A 16,732-nucleotide genomic window follows, 5' to 3' on the forward strand; every position below is an offset into this window, starting at 1 on the left:
GGCTGCCTCCGCGGGGGAAGTGACGTCGGCCTGTGAGACGGACAGTGCTGCACCGGGTGTCGTGGGGCGTCCAGGAGATGAGGCGAGGGGCGCGCAGCCATCCGCACACAAGTAACGGACGTAAGGCTGGCCGTCCTGAGGCTCCATATGTATCGTCTGTTTCGGCTTCCGGGGCCCCGCGGCACGGTCGGCACCCCCTTGTCGAGCGCGCGGTCCGTGTCGTTGCCTCCGGCAGTCAAGCGCAGGGACCGCGTACCAGCCGCCGCGCACAGCCATGCTCCGCCCTGAAGGACGCAAGCCGGTAACGACTCGATGTCCACTGCCCTGAAAGGAGCTTGGACATTCCGTCGGTCGTCTGCCCATCGGCCGGATACCTACCGTGTCGCCCCGGCCCCACTCCACGAGCCGTCCCTCAGCTGCCCCGTCCAGGGCTGCCAACCGCCTCCCCGAAATGAGCACAGCGCACATGAACACCGCCCGCTCCACCGTCCTGGCGGCATCCGTCGCTCTCACCCTCACCCTGGTCGCCACGGCCTGCGGACCGGCAGAGTCGACGAAGCCGAACAACGCGTCCCACAAGCCCGGCGGCGCCTACTCGGTCGCGCTGACAGAACCGGACCACCTTCTGCCGGGTCGGACCACCAGCAGCTACTCCCTGCAGGTTCTGCAGGGGCTCTTCGACCCGCCTGCCTCCCTCGACCCGAAGGACGGCACCGTGAAGCCGCTGGCCGCCCTCTCCTGGCTCACCGAGGACAACATCGTCTGGACCCTCACATTCAGATCCGGAACCACCTTCCACAACGGCGAGAAGGTCACGGCCGCCAGTTTCGCGGACGCGTGGAACGCCGCCGCCTACGGGCCGAACGGCTGGGACAGCAACTACTACTTCGCCCAGATCAAGGGATACGACGCGCTCAACCCGACGGAAGAGGGCGCCAAGCCGACCGCCCGGACCCTGTCAGGACTCAAGGTCGTCGATGAGACGACCCTGCAGGTCACCCTGAAGGCCCCCTTCGGCCAGTTCCCCATGCTGCTGTCCTTCCCCGCCTTCGCCCCCCTCCCCAAGGCGGCCGTCGCCAAGCCGGACGCCTTCGACGTCGCGCCGATCGGCAACGGCCCCTATCAACTCGACGGCCAGTGGGAGCGCAACCAGAAGATCAGGCTGAAGAAGTTCGCCGCCTACCACGGGCCCCGCCAAGCCATGGCCGATCGCATCGACTTCAAGATCTACACGAGCCGCGAGACCGCCTTCACCGAACTGCAGGCCGGCAACGTGGACGTCCTGACGACCGTCCCGGCCGCCAACTCGACCCAGGCGAAACGCCTCTTCGGCGAGCGCTTCTCCATACGCCCCAGCGGAACCATGGACTACCTCGGTCTGCCCGTGAAGGACCCCCGCTTCGCAGACCCCCGGATCCGCAAGGCCATCTCCATGGCCATCGACCGCAAGGGCATCACCCAGGCCATCTACAACGGCGTCTACAAGCCCGCCACCTCGATCGTGGGCGACATGATCCCCGGATACCGTCCTGACGCGTGCGGCAGGACCTGCGCCTACGACCCGGCCGCCGCCAGGCGGCTGTTCGAGGAAGCCGGGGGATTCGACGGCCCGCTGGAGCTCTACTTCTCCAACTCCGATGCCACCTACGAGCAGTGGATGACCTCCGTCGCCAACCAGCTCAAGGACAACCTCGGCATCCAGGACGTCAAGTTCCGCAAGATGGCCCCCGCCGACCTGTCCTCGCTGCTCAACGAGGGGCGGAACAAGGGCCCCTTCCGGCAGAACTGGGTGATCGACTACCCCAGCATCCAGAACTACCTCGACGGCCTCTACTACCCCGGCAACCGATCGGGCTGGAGCAACGGCGAGTTCGACGCCCTCGTGGCGAAGGGCAACGCCGCCAAGGGAGCCGAAGCCGTCGCGGCGTACCAGAAGGCAGAGGACATCGCGCTGCGCGACCTGCCGTACATCCCGCTGTGGAACTGGCAGGACCAGTCGGCGTGGAGCGACCGGATCGGGAACGTCGTCATTGACTCCTATGCCGCCGGCCTCCACCTGGACCGCGTCACCGTCAACGACTGAGGCCGTCACCGACCCTCTGCCGGCACTCCTTCCGGAGCGCCACGCAGACCGATTCCCTGGGGGCCGTCCGTCGTGTGGAGATTCGTCGCCCGTCGCCTGCTGCATGCCCTGCCCGTACTCCTCGGCACCACCTTCCTCATCTACACCCTCGTCTTCGTCCTGCCGGGCGACCCGATCCAGGGCCTCGCCGGCGACAAACCCGTCCCGCCGGCGGTCCTCGCCGAGCTGCACGCCCGCTACCACCTCGACGACCCGCTGTGGATGCAGTACACGCACTACCTCGCCGGCCTCCTCACGGGTGACCTCGGAACCACCTTCACCGGCCGCGACGTGTCGGACCTGCTCGCCGACCGCTGGGCCGTCACCCTGCAGCTCGGCCTGACCGCCTGGGTCCTGGAGCTCGTCCTCGGCATGGCTCTCGGCGTGTGGGCGGGTCTGCGAAAAGGAAAGTGGGACGACAGCGCGGTGCTCTTCGGCACCACGCTGATCATCTCCATCCCCGTCTTCGTGGTCGGGTACCTGGCCCAGCTCGTCTTCGGCGTACAGCTCGGCTGGCTCCCGGTGGCGGGCACCGAGGGCGGCTGGCCCCTGGCCTACCTCCTTCCCGGTCTCGTCCTGGCCTCCTTCGGGCTCGCCTACGTCGCCCGGCTCACGCGCAGTTCCCTCATCGAGAACCTCCGGGCCGACTACGTACGCACCGCCCATGCGAAGGGACTGAGCCGACGGCGCGTCGTGGTCAAACACACCCTGCGGAACTCTCTGATCCCGGTGGTCACCTTCCTCGGGCTGGAGCTGGGCGGTCTCATGGCCGGCGCCGTCGTCACCGAGTACATCTTCAACCTGCCGGGCGTCGGCCAGCAGCTCTTCCAGTCCATCCAGCTCCGAGAGGGGTCCGTCGTCGTGGGCACCACCACCGCCCTCGTGCTCGTCTTCCTGCTCGCCAACCTGCTCGTGGACCTGCTCTACGGGCTGCTCGACCCGAGGATCCGTCATGACTGACACCACCAGGACCCTGGAGGCCACGAGCGACGCAGCCGACGACACGACGCCCCCGCCGTCCAGGCAACGGGCCTCCCTCAGCCAGGACGCGTGGCTCGAACTGCGACGGCGCCCCACGGTATGGGCCGCCCTGATCACCCTGCTCCTCATGACGGCCATGGCCCTGGCGCCCGGCGCACTCACGTCGCTGCTCACCGAAGCCGGAGACCGGTGCGACCTGGCCGACTCCAAGCTCGGCCCCTCCGCCGACCACCCCTTCGGATTCGACCTGCAAGGGTGCGACTACCTCGCCCAGGTCATCCGCGGAACCCGGCCCTCACTGCTGGCCGGCCTCGCGGTCACCGCGGCCTCCCTGCTCATCGCCGTCGTCCTCGGCCTCCTGTGCGGCTTCTACGGAGGCCGGCTCGACGCACTCGTCTCCCGGGTCACCGACATCTTCTTCGGCCTGCCCTTCGTGCTCGGAGCGACCGTCATCCTGGTCGCCTTCCCCGACCACGGCCTCGGCGCCATGATCCTGGTCCTCACGGTGCTGGGCTGGACGACCATGACACGCATCATGCGCTCCCAGGTCATCGCGCTGGCCGAGGCCGACTACGTGAAAGCCGCCCGCATGCTCGGGGCACGGCCCGTGCGCCTCATGCTGCGTCACATCCTCCCCAACGCCATCACCCCCGTCGTCGTCGTCGCCATGCTCAACGTCGGAGCGGTCATCTCGGGCGAGGCGACGCTCGACTTCCTCGGAGTGGGCCTGCAGTACCCCCAGGTCTCCTGGGGACTGCAGCTGAACGCGGCACAGGCCTTCGTCCTCGACCATCCCCACCTGCTCCTCTTCCCCGCCCTCTTCCTGTCCGCGACCGTCCTGAGCTTCATCCTCCTCGGGGACGCCCTGCGCGACGCCTTGGACCCCCGGCTGAAATGAGCGCCCATGTCCACCGCCATCCCTCCGCTGTTGGAGGTCGACGACCTCTGCGTCGAATTCCGCACCCGACGCGGCGCCATCCGCGCGGTGAACGGTCTGTCCTACACGCTCCGCGAAGGCGAGACCCTGGCGCTGCTGGGCGAATCCGGCTCCGGTAAGTCCGTCGCCGCGCAGGCCGTCCTGGGGCTGCTCGACACCCCGCCGGCGCACATCACCCGCGGCGCCGTCCGGCTCCGCGGCGACGACCTGCTCTCCCTGCCACCGGAGCACCACCGGGCCGTGCGGGGCACCCGCATCTCCATGATCTTCCAGGACGCGCTCACCGCGCTCAATCCCGTCCTGACGGTGGGCGACCAACTGTCCGAGATGTTCAGGGTGCACCGCGGGGAGGGACGCAAAGCCGCGCTCGCCCGCGCTGTCGCGCTCATGGACCGCGTCCGCATCCCGGCCGCCGCCCGCAGGGTCCACGACTACCCCCACCAGTTCTCCGGCGGCATGCGCCAGAGGGTCATGATCGCGATGGCGCTCGCCCTGGACCCGGAAGTCGTCATCGCCGACGAACCCACCACCGCCCTCGACGTCACCGTCCAGGCCCAGATCATGCGGCTGCTCGAACAGCTCCAGGACGAAACCCGCATGGGTCTGCTGCTGATCACCCACGACCTCGGCGTCGTCGCAGAGGCAGCCGACCGCATCACCGTGATGTACGCCGGACGCGCGGTGGAGTCCGCGGGGGCGGAGGACCTCTACACCCGGCCCGGCCACCCCTACACCCGGGGCCTCCTCGATGCGGTCCCCCGGCTGGACCGCATGGGCAAGCCGCTCGTCCCCATCGGCGGTGCTCCACCGCTGCCCTCCTCCGTTCCCACCGGGTGCGCCTTCCACCCCCGCTGCCCCCGCGCCGAGCCGCGCTGCGGCAGCGAAACACCTCCCTACCAGACCCTTTCGCCCGCAGGACATCGCAGTGCCTGCCACTTCGCCGAAGAGGTTCACCGTGCCCCCGTTGGCTGAGGCCGCTCCGCCCCTCCTCCAGGCAACAGCGCTCACCCGTCACTTTCCGATCACGGAAGGCGTCCTGCTGAAACGCCGCACAGGAGCGGTCAGAGCGGTCGACGGCGTCGACCTGACCGTTCGGCCGGCGGAGACGCTCGGCATCGTCGGCGAATCCGGGTGCGGCAAGTCGACCCTCGCTTCTCTCCTGATGGCCCTCGACCGTCCCACCTCGGGCAGCGTCGTGATCGACGGGCAGGACCCGTTCTCCCTGTCCTCCCGGGAACTTCGCACGGTCCGCCGTCGTGTCCAGATGGTGCTGCAGGACCCGTACACCTCCCTCAACCCGCGGATGACCGCCGGGCAGATCGTCGGAGAACCGTTCGCCATCCACCCCGAAGCCGCCCCCAGGGCCGACCGCGGGCGCCGCGTGGACGAACTCCTCGAGACGGTCGGCCTGGACCCCACACACCGGGACCGCTACCCGCACCAGTTCTCCGGCGGACAACGCCAGCGTCTCGGAATCGCACGCGCCCTGGCCCTCGGGCCACAGCTGCTGCTGTGCGACGAGCCGGTGTCCGCTCTCGACGTCTCCGTCCAGGCGCAGGTCCTCAACCTGCTGCAGGAACTCCGCCGCGACCTCCGCCTCGCCTGCGTGTTCATCTCGCACGACCTCGCGGTCGTACAGCACCTCTGCGACCGGATCGCGGTGATGTACCTGGGGAAGATCGTGGAGACCGGAACACGGGAGCAGATCTACACGACCCCCCGCCACCCCTACACCCGCGCGCTCCTTGCCGCGGCACCCGTTCCGGACCCGAGACGCCGTGCGGCCGACGAGGAGCACCTCCTGGAAGGGGACCTCCCTTCCCCCGCCGCGCCACCGTCCGGCTGCCGCTTCCGCACCCGCTGCCCCTACGCGCGCGAACAGTGCCTGGTGGAACCGGAACTGCGCACGCGTGACGGAGCCGATCACCCCACAGCCTGTCATTTCCCCATCACGAGGAGGAACGCATGACAAGACCCGTCCCGCGTCGACGAGTGGCCGGCGCAGCAGCCGTCGTGACGGTCCTGATGACCGCGGCACTCGCCACGCCCCCTGCGCAGGCGCGGTCGTCCGTGGCCACCGAGCACGACACCGGCGCCGGGAAGTCGTCCCGCGCGGAACTCTTCCGCGAGGCCGGCGAGCGCCACCACGTGCCCGAGACGGTCCTGCTCGCGGTCTCGTACCTCCAGAGCCGCTGGGACGACCACCGCGGCGCGCCCAGTGTCGACGCGGGTTTCGGCCCCATGCACCTGACCGACGCCCGGGCGGCGCTCGCCGAGACGCACCACCACTCGAGTGGTCACGAGGACCCACGGGGCGACGCGTCCCGGCCGCCCCTCGTACACCGTGAAGCACCCGTCCATCAGGAACGGCTCCCCGCCTCACTGGAGACCCTGGGCCGAGCCGCAGCACTCACGGGACTGCCCGCGAGCCGCCTCCGAACCGACCCCGCGGCCAACATCGAGGGCGGCGCCGCGCTCCTCGCGGACCACCAGCGGTCCGCGGGACTGCCCCTGAGCGCCGACCCGGCCCAGTGGTACGCGGCGGTCGCCGCCTACTCGGGCGCCGGCGAGACGGGCGCGGCCCGCCGATTCGCCGACGACGTCTTCTCGCTGATCAACGCGGGAGAGTCGCGCCGCACCGACGACGGGACCGTCGTCACCCTTTCTCCCGCGCCCGTCCGGCCGGAGACCCGGCAGTTGGAAAGACTCGGACTGAAGGCCACCGTGCCGGGCGCCGAGTGCCCCCGTGACCTGGGCTGTGACTGGACGCCGGCCCCGTACCAGATGCTCTCCGCAGAGCCGGGCGACTTCGGAAACCACGACCTCTCGGACCGCCCGCACAACCAGGCGATCGACTACATCGTCATCCACGACACCGAAGCCACCTGGGACACGACCCTCAAGCTGGTCCAGGACCCGACCTACGTGTCCTGGCACTACAGTCTCCGTTCCGCGGACGGCCACATCGCCAACCACCTGCGGGCCAAGGACGTCGGCTGGCACGCCGGCAACTGGTACGTGAACTCCAAGTCCATCGGTCTCGAACACGAGGGCTTCCTGGCCGAGGGCGGCCAGTGGTACACCGAAGCCATGTACCGGACGTCCGCCCGCCTCGTCCGCCATCTCGCCAAGGAGTACGGCGTCCCCCTGGACCGGGCCCACGTCATCGGCCACGACAACGTGCCGGGCACCGTGCCCGCCAACGTCGCCGGCATGCACCAGGACCCCGGCCCCCACTGGGACTGGGACCACTACTTCGACCTCCTGGGCAAGCCGTTCAAGGCCCACGGAAAGCCCACCTCGCCCCTGGTGACCATCCGCCCCGACTACGACTCGAACACGGAGCCGTACTACTGCGGAGCGACCCCGGCCGACCTCTGCCCGGTGCACGGTTCCGCCTCCATCACACTGCGCAGCGAACCCCGTGACGACGCCCCGCTGGTCACCGACGTCGGCATCCGGCCGTCCCCCGGCACCTGGTCCGTCTACAACCACGCCGCGCGCGTGAGCACCGGGCAGAAGTACGTGGTCGCCGAGCGCCGCGGCGACTGGACGGCCCTGTGGTACCTGGGACAGAAGGGCTGGTTCAAGAACGACCCCCGCCACGCGATGACGCTGCCCTCCAAGGGGCTGGTGGCGCAGCTGCGCCCCGGACTCGACAGCGCGCCGCTCTACGGCCGCGCCTACCCCGAGCCCGCCGCGTATCCCGCAGACGTTCCCGTGCAGCCCCTGGTGCCGCTGCAGTACACACTCCGGGCAGGACAGTCCTACAGCGTCGGTCAGACGGTCAACGGCGAGTACTACCACTCCAAGACCTTCGAGCTCGTTGGCCACACCGTGGTCCGCGGCGCGCTCACGTACCACCAGGTGCAGTTCGGCCACCGCATCATGTTCGTCAAGGCGGACGACGTCGTCCTGACATCCGCCGCCAGACTGCCTCGCGTACCGGACCAGGGGCTGACCAAAGACGGGCCCTGACCGAAGACAGGCCTGACCGAAGACAGGCCTGACCAAAGACGGGCCCTGACCGCAGGCGACATCCGGAGCGGCCTGGAACTCCTCCTCGGGAAGTCCAGGCCGCTACCATGTGGGGCCCGCCCGCCACCAGCGACAGGCAGGGTCGTACCGGAGCTACGAGAGAGCGGCAGGAAGACCGTGACAGGCGAGAACCGTGGGCGAATGAACGACCCACTCAAGCCCCAGGCGGTGCTGCACCGCTGGTCAGAGGCCTGTCACTTCTCCGACGCCACCTTCAGGGGAACGGCCTGGTCAGACGGAGCCCTGCGACTGGAGAACGCCGAAGGGCAAGAGGCCTTCGTGGATCAGCACGGCCACGCCACGCTCGAATGGGATTACGCGACCTGCTCCACCGGCTGGCGTGAGCTGCCCTTCCCCGCCGAGGAACTCATTCCCTCATGGACGGCGCTCACCCCGGCGGGAACCCGGCTGATGGTGAGACTCCGTGTACGCGACGCACAGGGAGACGCCTCTCCCTGGTACGTCATGGCGCACTGGACATCGAACGACGACGTGGTGCACCGCACCACCGTGCCCGGCCAGGCCGATCCCTTCGGAACGGCGGACGTGGACGTCTTCGTGGCGTCCCCCGGCCGGCCCGCGCTCGCCTACGAACTCGAGGTCCGGCTGGCGCGCACCCCAGGCACGTCTGAAGGACCCGCCGTGCAGGCCCTCTGCCTCGCCGCCTCGTCGACACCTCCCGACCACCACCAAGCGGTAAGCGCACCGGCCGGGGCATGGGGCAAGGTCCTCGACGTACCGCGCCGCTCCCAGGAAGTGCACACCGGCCACAGTCCGCAATGGGACGGAGGCGGAGAAGCATGGTCGGCCCCCACCTGCACCGCGATGCTGGTCGAGTACTTCGGCCACGGCCCGAGCGATGACGAAACGGCGTGGATCGACCCCGCCGACACCGCCCCCCAGGTCGACTTCACGGCCCGCGCCGTGTACGACTACGCCTACAAGGGATGCGGCAACTGGGCCTTCAACGCCGCCTATCCCGCCCGTTACGGACTCAGGGGCCTGGTCACGCGTCTACGCTCACTGAGCGAGCTCGAACGCTTCATCTGCGCGGGCATTCCGATCGCCACGGCCCAGAGCTTCCGCATCGGCGAACTGGCGGGCGCCGGATACTCGCCGGCCGGCAGCATCAAGATCGTCTGCGGGTTCACGGACGACGGAGACGTCGTCGCCAACGATCCGCTCTCCGCCACCGACGAAGACGTACGAAGGACCTACCCGCGCGGGGAGTTCGAACGCGTGTGGCTGTCGGCGTCCGGCGGCGGGGGAGTGGTCTACCTCCTGTACCCGCCCGACCTTCCTCTCCCCGCACACGTACCCGGTCTGGACCCCAACTGGTGACCCGTAGGGCACTCCTGGCCCCCGCCTCCTAGGGCTGCCTCGCAGGCCATGCCGGGCTCGCGAAGCACGGCACCGTGCCCCGCCCCTCGGGCGCCGGTGGTCACGGGCCTGGAGCCAGGCACCCCCAAGGCCACGACTCCCTCCTCGCCTTCCGAGGCGACCCCCCCTCCCCGGACGGGCCGTGACGCCTTCCGGAACAGAGGCCGCGCCTCGAACGGACCTTGCCGACAGGACGGTTCCGAGGACCGACGAAACGTCGTGCCCCTCGTTCCGGGCCGGGACCTTTTGTTGATCGCCCGAGTCCGGACCGTCTCTCTAACGTGTGGGTCATGAGAACGGCCCCGCCGCACAGCCGCGGTTCACGTGACGGCACGGTGCGCATCTGCCCGCCGCCATAAGGCACCCGGCGCCTGCGCGTCGGGCCCGCCCCTGCGCATGGCCGACTTACCCCGGTCAGAGGCAGGCCCCTGTTCGCCCCGACGACACCTGCGGCCGGCAGCCGCCCAGCCGTACCCCGCACGTGTGCTCCCTCGCGCCCTGAGACCTGACCAGCGAGATACCCGGCGCCCGAGGTCCGCTCGGCAGAAGAAGGAACACACACCGCCACCCCTCCCGGATCGTGTCCGACTCCGGGCACGAACCCTCCGTGATCGATCTTCGCGACGCCCATTCGCATGGGCACAAGGCGGTAACCCGATGAGTCACCCTTCCGCCGCCCGGACCACGCCGAGTGCTTTCCGGGCCTGGACCTCCCCCCTCACCGCCGCGGACGTCGCCCGCCAGGACGGCACGCCCGGCTGGGTCTCCCTGGTCGGCGACGAAGTCTGGTGGGACGAACCACGACCGCACGAGGCCGGGCGCCGCTGCGTCGTACGCGCCGGGCCGGACGGCGGGGTCGAGGACGTGCTCCCGGCCGGCTTCGACGCCCGGAACGGTCTTCACGAGTACGGCGGCCGGAGCTGGCGTCCCACCGGTGACGGCCTCGTCTTCACCCACTGGCACGACCAGCGTCTCTACGTCCACCGCCCGGACGGTCCCGAGGCGCCCAGGCCCCTGACGCCGACGCGCAGGAACGTCACCTACGGCGATCTCTACCTTCCTCCGTCGCGTGGTGAGGTCTGGGCGGTCCGCGAAACCCGCCTCGGCGGAGTACGCGACGTCGAACGCGCCCTCGTGGCCGTCTCCCTCGGCACGGGCACCGAACGAACGATCGCCGCGACCCACCGGTTCATGACGTGCCCCCGCATGTCCCCGGACGGCCGGCACCTGTCCTGGATCGGATGGAACCATCCGAACATGCCGTGGGACGGCACGGAGTTGTGCGTCGCGCCCTTGCGGGCCGACGGGACGGCCGGCGTCCACGGCATCAGAGCAGGCGGTCCCCGGGAGTCCGTGGTCCAGGCCGAGTGGAGGGACGCCGACAGCCTCTGGGCGGTCACCGACCCCGACGGCTGGTGGAACCTGCACCTCGTGCCCGCCCGGGGAGGCCCCGCACGGGCCGTCGCCGCCGCCGAGGAGGAGTTCGGCGGCGCCCTGTGGAAACCGGGCACTTCATGGTTCGCTCCCCTTCCTGACGGACGCGCGGTAGCCATCAACGGAACAGGCGCGGGACGACGGATCTCTCTGGTGGATCCCGGTGCCGGGCCCGGGCTGCCCGCACTGACACATCTCGACCTGCCCTACACCGACTTCGTCCAGAGCATCGACGCCGGCTCCGGCCGCCTGGTCGCGGCCGGAGCCGGCACGACCCTTCCCTACGCGGTCTTCACCGCCGCGATCCCCGCCACTGGCGCCGCCCATGACCACGAGGCGCGGATCGTCTCCTCCTCATCGGCACCGTGCGTCGACCCGGCCTGGCTGCCCCGCCCCACAGCCCGCACCTTCCAGGCCGACACGACCGAGTCCACTCAGGGCCGGACGGGGACCGCCGACTTCCCGGTGCACGCCCACACCTATCCACCCACCCACCCCCACCACGCCACCCCCGACGGAGAACGCCCGCCCTGGGTGATCTTCGTGCACGGCGGTCCCACAGGCGACTACCCGATGGTGTACGACCTCGAGATCGCCTACTTCACCAGCCGTGGCATCGGAGTCGCGACCGTCGACTACGGCGGGTCCGTCGGATACGGCCGCGCCTACCGAGAACGCCTGAACGGTTCCTGGGGGATCGTCGACGTCCGAGACTGCGTGACCGTCGCACGAGCCCTGGTCGCCGAAGGGCTCGCGGACCCCGACCGACTGGCGATCCGGGGCGGGAGCGCGGGCGGCTGGACCGCGCTCGCCGCCCTGACGCACACGGACACCTTCGTCGGTGCGGTCTCCTTCTACGGCATCACCGACCCCGTCAGCTGGGCGGACACCACCCATGACTTCGAGTCCCGCTACCTGGACGGCCTGATCGGCCCCCTGCCGCAGAGCGCCGCGCTCTACGAACAACGCTCCCCGGTCCTCGCGGCATCCCACGCCAGTGGGCCCGCCCTGCTGCTCCACGGCCTGGAGGACGCCATCGTGGACCCCGCCCAGTCCTCCGCCATGGCCCGTGCCCTGAGAGCGGCCGGCATCCCCTACGAGCACGCGGAATTCCCGGGAGAACGGCACGGCTGGCGGCGCGCCGAGACCATCCGGGCAGCACTCGAGGCCGAGATCCGCTTCTACGAGCGGATCTTCACCCCTCCCGAAGGTCGCGGTGTGAGCCCGAGCCGACCCGTGGGCTCCTCTCTCACGGCGCATCAGCCGTGACGGCCGCCACCGCGGGCAGCGCTTGGTCAGAAGACGCCGCGAGAAGGCCCCGTCTGCTCCCACCGCTGCTGAGACCCGGTGACACCGTGGCCGTCGTCGCACCGGCCGGGCCGGTCGGCGCGACCGAGATGTCCGCTGCCCGGAGCCTGTTGGAGAGCTGGGGTCTCACCGTGCGCTCCACCTCCCGGCTCTTCGCCACCAGCCTTGGCTACCTGGCAGGCTCCGACGAAGAACGCCTCGAAGACCTCACCGAGGCATGGCTCGATCCCGAGGTCCGGGCAGTCGTCTGCGCACGGGGTGGCTACGGAACCCAACGCGTGGCGGACCGCCTCGACTACCCGCGCCTCGCTGCCGCCGGCCCCAAGTTCCTCGTCGGCTCCAGCGACATCACGTGCCTTCATCAGGCATGGGGCGACCGGCTCGGCCTGGTCACGCTCCACGGCCCCATGCCTGCCTGCCGGCCGCTTCATGATGACGAGGAAACCGCCCGTCACCTCCACGTGGCCCTGTTCGGGCCCTCCGCGCCCTCGCTTCCCCTCACCGGACCCGTCCTCGTTCCAGGACGGGCCGAGGGACCCCTCACCGGGGGAAACCTCTCCATGCTCGCCTCGTCGATCGGAACCCCCACCGCACCCGACACCGCAGGCCGCATTCTCGTCCTCGAAGACGTCGGCGAGGACCCGTATCGCCTGGACCGGGCCCTGACTCAGCTCAGACGCGCCGGCGCTCTGCACCGAACGGCCGGTGTGGTGCTCGGTGACTTCTCCGGGTGCGGCCCCCCGGACCAAGTGGAGGACGTACTGCGTGACCGCCTGTCCGACCTGGGCGTCCCCGTGGCAGCCGGACTGCCCGCCGGTCACGGACCGCGGCAGTTGACCGTTCCCCTCGGCGCGGACGCGGTACTCGAGACCGCCCGGCACCGCATCGCCCTTCCCCCGCAGAAAAGGACGTCCTGATGACACGCGTACTCATCTCCGCGGACATGGAGGGCGTCACCGGCGTCACGTGCCCGGACGACGTCGAACCCGGCACCGCCTCCTGGGAACGACTGCGGCCGCTGTTCACCGGCGACGTCAACGCCGTCGTCGACGGACTCCTCGCCGGCGGCGCCGGCGACGTCATGGTCAACGACGCCCACTACACCCAGCGCAACCTGCTCATAGAGGCCCTCGATCCCCGCGCGCGCCTCCTCACCGGCCGCCACAAGCCGCTGGGCATGATGGAGGGGATCGACCGGGCCGACGCGGTCGTCTTCCTCGGTTATCACACCGGTGCCGGGCAGCAGGGCGTCCTGTCGCACACCTATCTCGGAACCGGCCTGACCGCCTTCCGCATCGACGGTGAGCCCGCCGACGAAGGACGTATGAACGCCCTGATCGCCGAGGAACACGGCGTGCCCGTCATTCTGGTCACCGGCGACGACCGCACCTGCGAGGCCGCCCGGGCATGGGCCCCGGACGCCCGCTTCGTCGCGGTCAAGGAATGCGTCAGCCGATACGCCGCACTGTGCCTTCCTCCCACGCGGAGCGCCGAGCTGCTGCGCGCGAGGGCCACCGAGGCCGCCCGCGCACACGGTGCCCACACCGAGCGCTTGGACGGACGGACACGGCGCGTACGCAGCAGTCCCGCACGACCCCACCGCTTCGAGCTCGACTTCCACGCCCCGCATCTGGCCGAGGCGGTACTCGCCGTCCCGACCGTCGAGCACAACGGCCCGCGCGGCATCGCCTTCACGTCACCCGACGCCACCACGGCGGCCAGGACCTTCAAGGTGTGCACCTCCATCGCGGGCGCCGCGATGGAGGACCACTTCGACTGACCGTCCCCCGGCTTCCCCGTCCCGACTCTCCGCGGAGACCTCCGTGACTCTCGCCCCACCGCACGGTCTGCACGACGGCTTCGCCAACGACGTCGCCCAGCTCTGCTCGGACCTTCTGCGCATCGACTCGACCAACGCCGGGGACGAAACAGGACCCGGCGAGCGACAGGCCGCCGAGTACGTCGCAGAAGCCCTCGACCAGGCCGGCGTCGCCACCACCCTCACCGAACCCAGGCCCCGCCGTACCAGCGTCCTCGCCCGGGTCACCGGGCAGGACCCGCATCTGCCTCCGCTCCTTGTGCACGGGCACCTCGACACCGTGCCCGCCGAACCTCACGACTGGACCCGGCACCCCCTCTCCGGCGACCTCCACCACGGCTGTCTGTGGGGACGGGGAGCGGTGGACATGAAGGGGACCGTCGCCATGACCCTCTCCCTCGTCCGCGCTTGGGCGCGCACCGGCCACCGCCCCCGACGCGACCTGGTCCTCGCGTTCCTGGCAGACGAAGAGGCGACGGGAGAATACGGGTCCCGCCACGTCGTCACGACGCACAGGGACCACTTCGCCGGGGTGGAGGAGGCGATCAGCGAATCAGGCGGGTTCTCGATCACCACACGGCCGAGGCACGCCGGGACGGACGCACGCGTGTACCCCATCGCCGTCGGAGAGCGCGGCACCGCTTGGATGCGCCTCACCGCCCGAGGCACAGCCGGCCACGGATCGGGCCCCGGGCAGGACAACGCCGTCGCAGAACTCGTCCACGCCCTCTCACGACTCACCACCCACCGATGGCCCACCGCCGTGTCGCCGGCGGTCGGCACTCTGCTGGACACCCTCGACCGCATACTGGGCATCCGCATCGACCGCACCCGACTGGAGGACGAGGCCGACCGCCTCGGACAGTTGGGTGAACTGTTCGACTGCACCATCCGCAACACGACCAACCCCACCGTGCTCCAAGCCGGTCACAAGGTGAACGTCATCCCCTCCCGCGCCCGGGCCGAGGTGGACGGCAGGTTCCTTCCCGGCGCACAAGCCACCTTCCTGGAGACCGTCGACCGGCTCCTCGGCCCCAAGGTGACGAGGGAGTTCGTCAACTGCGAAGAGGCGGTCGCGGCCGACCACGAAGGACCGGCCTTCGCCGCCATGGCCGATGCCCTCCGCAGCCAGGACCCGCACGCGCATCCCGTGCCCTTCATCCAGTCCGGCGGCACCGACGCCAAAGCCTTCGCGAAGATCGGGATCAGCACCTACGGGTTCACACCCCTCCTGCTCGACCCTCACCTGCACTACTTCGGCATGTTCCACGGAGTGGACGAACGCGTGCCCGTGACCGGCCTCGACTTCGGAGTCCGCGTCCTCCACCGGTTTCTGACCACCTACTGAACGCCCTTCGAAGGGGAACCACCGTGCACCCTCCTCAGCACCTGTGGCCCGTCACGACCACCAGCGGCACCGAAGGCATGAAGATCGGCGGAATGCTCCTGAGCGATCTCGCCGAAGAGTTCGGCACCCCCGCCTTCATCCTGGACGAAGAGGACTTCCGCGGGCGCTGCCGATCCTGGCGTGACGCCTTCAGCGGCCACGACGTCTACTACGCCGGCAAGGCGTTCCTCTGCCACCAAGTCGCCACGTGGCTCAAGGAGGAGGGCCTGGGAATCGACGTGTGCTCCGCCGGCGAGCTGCGCACAGCCCAGCGCGCGGGAGTGCCAGGCGCCTCGTTGATCTTCCACGGCAACAACAAGTCGGCAGCCGAACTCGCGGAGGCCGTCGCCTACGGAGTCTCGCTCATCGTCATCGACTCCGAAGACGAGATATCGAGGCTTTCGGCCCTCGCCGTGCTCCACGGCGTGCGCCAGCAGGTCCTCATCCGAGTGACTCCGGGCGTGGAGGCCCACACGCACGCCCACATCACCACCGGTACCGACGACCAGAAGTTCGGCTTCTCGCTGTCCACCGGAAGCGCCCACCGTGCGATCTCCCGAGTCCTCGGCGCACCAGGGCTCGAACTCGTCGGCCTGCACAGCCATCTCGGCTCGCAGATCCTGCGCCCGGACGTCTTCGAACTCGCCTCCGACCGACTCGTCGGCCTCATGGCCGACACCGCACGCACGCACGGAGTTCTGCTGCGCCGACTCGACCTGGGAGGGGGACTGGGCATCGCCTACCTCCCCGACGAGAGGCCCCTGGACGTGCGGGACCTCGCCCCGGTCATCATCGACCGGGTTCAGAAGGCGTGCGCCGAAGCGGGCCTCCCCATGCCGCGGCTGGCCGTCGAGCCCGGACGGGCGATCGCGGGGCCCACTACGGTCACCCTCTACACCGTGGGCACGATCAAGCGCCGGCCCGGACTGCGCACGTGGGTGTCCGTGGACGGCGGTCTGAGCGACAACATGCGTCCCGCCCTGTACGACGCCTCCTACACGGCTGTCCGCGCGGGCCGCCCCACGGGGAGGGCCGCCGAGGAAACGGTCACCGTCTGCGGCCGGCACTGCGAGTCCGGAGACATCGTCGTGGACTCCACCCCCCTCCCAGCCGACCTCGCCATCGGCGATCTTCTGGCCGTGCCCGCGTCCGGCGCCTATCACCGCTCCATGGCGAACAACTACAACTGCCAGCCACGCCCACCTGTCATCGCCGTCCGCAACAGCACGGCACGCGTCATCGTCCGGAGGGAGACCATCGACGACGTGCTACGGCTCGACGTCGAGTGAGCGACCTCCGGCGGACGGAGCACGACGACGCCGCCAC

Annotated in this window: 12 protein-coding genes; all 12 read left to right on the forward strand. The window is 70.0% G+C overall.

All coding sequences use genetic code 11. The features are described 5' to 3' along the window. The first annotated feature begins 451 nt into the window (after nucleotides 1–451). Nucleotides 452–2,083, forward strand: a complete 1,632-nt coding sequence (locus AC067A_RS14835; RefSeq protein WP_478619478.1) for a peptide ABC transporter substrate-binding protein — start codon at nucleotides 452–454, stop codon at nucleotides 2,081–2,083. A gap of 72 nt (nucleotides 2,084–2,155) precedes the next feature. Beyond that, on the forward strand, nucleotides 2,156–3,082 hold the full coding sequence (locus tag AC067A_RS14840) for an ABC transporter permease (protein WP_478619481.1): 927 nt from the start codon (nucleotides 2,156–2,158) through the stop codon (nucleotides 3,080–3,082). Further along, complete coding sequence (locus AC067A_RS14845; RefSeq protein ID WP_478619484.1) at nucleotides 3,075–4,001, forward strand: ABC transporter permease; 927 nt, start codon at nucleotides 3,075–3,077, stop codon at nucleotides 3,999–4,001. The genes AC067A_RS14840 and AC067A_RS14845 overlap by 8 nt, the downstream gene beginning before the upstream one ends. A gap of 6 nt (nucleotides 4,002–4,007) precedes the next feature. Next, nucleotides 4,008–5,012 (forward strand): ABC transporter ATP-binding protein, encoded by a 1,005-nt coding sequence (locus AC067A_RS14850; protein WP_478619487.1) that lies wholly within the window; start codon nucleotides 4,008–4,010, stop codon nucleotides 5,010–5,012. Further along, nucleotides 4,996–6,009: an ABC transporter ATP-binding protein gene (locus AC067A_RS14855; protein ID WP_478619490.1), complete on the forward strand. Its 1,014-nt coding sequence runs from the start codon at nucleotides 4,996–4,998 to the stop codon at nucleotides 6,007–6,009. Before AC067A_RS14850 ends, AC067A_RS14855 begins: the two co-directional genes overlap by 17 nt. Beyond that, nucleotides 6,006–8,018, forward strand: coding sequence for an N-acetylmuramoyl-L-alanine amidase (locus tag AC067A_RS14860; RefSeq protein WP_478619493.1), 2,013 nt, complete (start codon nucleotides 6,006–6,008; stop codon nucleotides 8,016–8,018). The genes AC067A_RS14855 and AC067A_RS14860 overlap by 4 nt, the downstream gene beginning before the upstream one ends. Nucleotides 8,019–8,219: 201 nt before the next feature. Continuing rightward, nucleotides 8,220–9,419 carry a C39 family peptidase gene (locus AC067A_RS14865; RefSeq protein ID WP_478619496.1) on the forward strand — a complete coding sequence of 400 codons (1,200 nt, stop codon included), beginning with the start codon at nucleotides 8,220–8,222 and terminating at the stop codon, nucleotides 9,417–9,419. A gap of 696 nt (nucleotides 9,420–10,115) precedes the next feature. Then, nucleotides 10,116–12,161: a S9 family peptidase gene (locus AC067A_RS14870; RefSeq protein ID WP_478619498.1), complete on the forward strand. Its 2,046-nt coding sequence runs from the start codon at nucleotides 10,116–10,118 to the stop codon at nucleotides 12,159–12,161. Nucleotides 12,162–12,247: 86 nt separating this feature from the next. Further along, nucleotides 12,248–13,117, forward strand: coding sequence for a S66 peptidase family protein (locus tag AC067A_RS14875; protein WP_478619501.1), 870 nt, complete (start codon nucleotides 12,248–12,250; stop codon nucleotides 13,115–13,117). Then, complete coding sequence (locus AC067A_RS14880; protein WP_478619503.1) at nucleotides 13,117–13,980, forward strand: M55 family metallopeptidase; 864 nt, start codon at nucleotides 13,117–13,119, stop codon at nucleotides 13,978–13,980. The genes AC067A_RS14875 and AC067A_RS14880 overlap by 1 nt, the downstream gene beginning before the upstream one ends. Before the next feature lie 43 nt (nucleotides 13,981–14,023). Then, nucleotides 14,024–15,367: a M20/M25/M40 family metallo-hydrolase gene (locus AC067A_RS14885; RefSeq protein WP_478619505.1), complete on the forward strand. Its 1,344-nt coding sequence runs from the start codon at nucleotides 14,024–14,026 to the stop codon at nucleotides 15,365–15,367. Beyond that, complete coding sequence (gene lysA / locus AC067A_RS14890; RefSeq protein WP_478619631.1) at nucleotides 15,364–16,695, forward strand: diaminopimelate decarboxylase; 1,332 nt, start codon at nucleotides 15,364–15,366, stop codon at nucleotides 16,693–16,695. Before AC067A_RS14885 ends, lysA begins: the two co-directional genes overlap by 4 nt. Nucleotides 16,696–16,732: the final 37 nt, after the last annotated feature.

It is taken from the genome of Streptomyces sp. NPDC043176, from assembly GCF_056436715.1.

What these genes read in the sequence shown, in the direction of transcription:
- AC067A_RS14835 (WP_478619478.1), top strand. Translation starts at nt 452, where the DNA reads ATGAGCACAGCGCACATGAACACCGCCCGCTCCACCGTCCTGGCGGCA.
- AC067A_RS14845 (WP_478619484.1), top strand. Translation starts at nt 3,075, where the DNA reads ATGACTGACACCACCAGGACCCTGGAGGCCACGAGCGACGCAGCCGAC.
- AC067A_RS14850 (WP_478619487.1), top strand. Translation starts at nt 4,008, where the DNA reads ATGTCCACCGCCATCCCTCCGCTGTTGGAGGTCGACGACCTCTGCGTC.
- AC067A_RS14860 (WP_478619493.1), top strand. Translation starts at nt 6,006, where the DNA reads ATGACAAGACCCGTCCCGCGTCGACGAGTGGCCGGCGCAGCAGCCGTC.
- AC067A_RS14865 (WP_478619496.1), top strand. Translation starts at nt 8,220, where the DNA reads ATGAACGACCCACTCAAGCCCCAGGCGGTGCTGCACCGCTGGTCAGAG.
- AC067A_RS14870 (WP_478619498.1), top strand. Translation starts at nt 10,116, where the DNA reads ATGAGTCACCCTTCCGCCGCCCGGACCACGCCGAGTGCTTTCCGGGCC.
- AC067A_RS14880 (WP_478619503.1), top strand. Translation starts at nt 13,117, where the DNA reads ATGACACGCGTACTCATCTCCGCGGACATGGAGGGCGTCACCGGCGTC.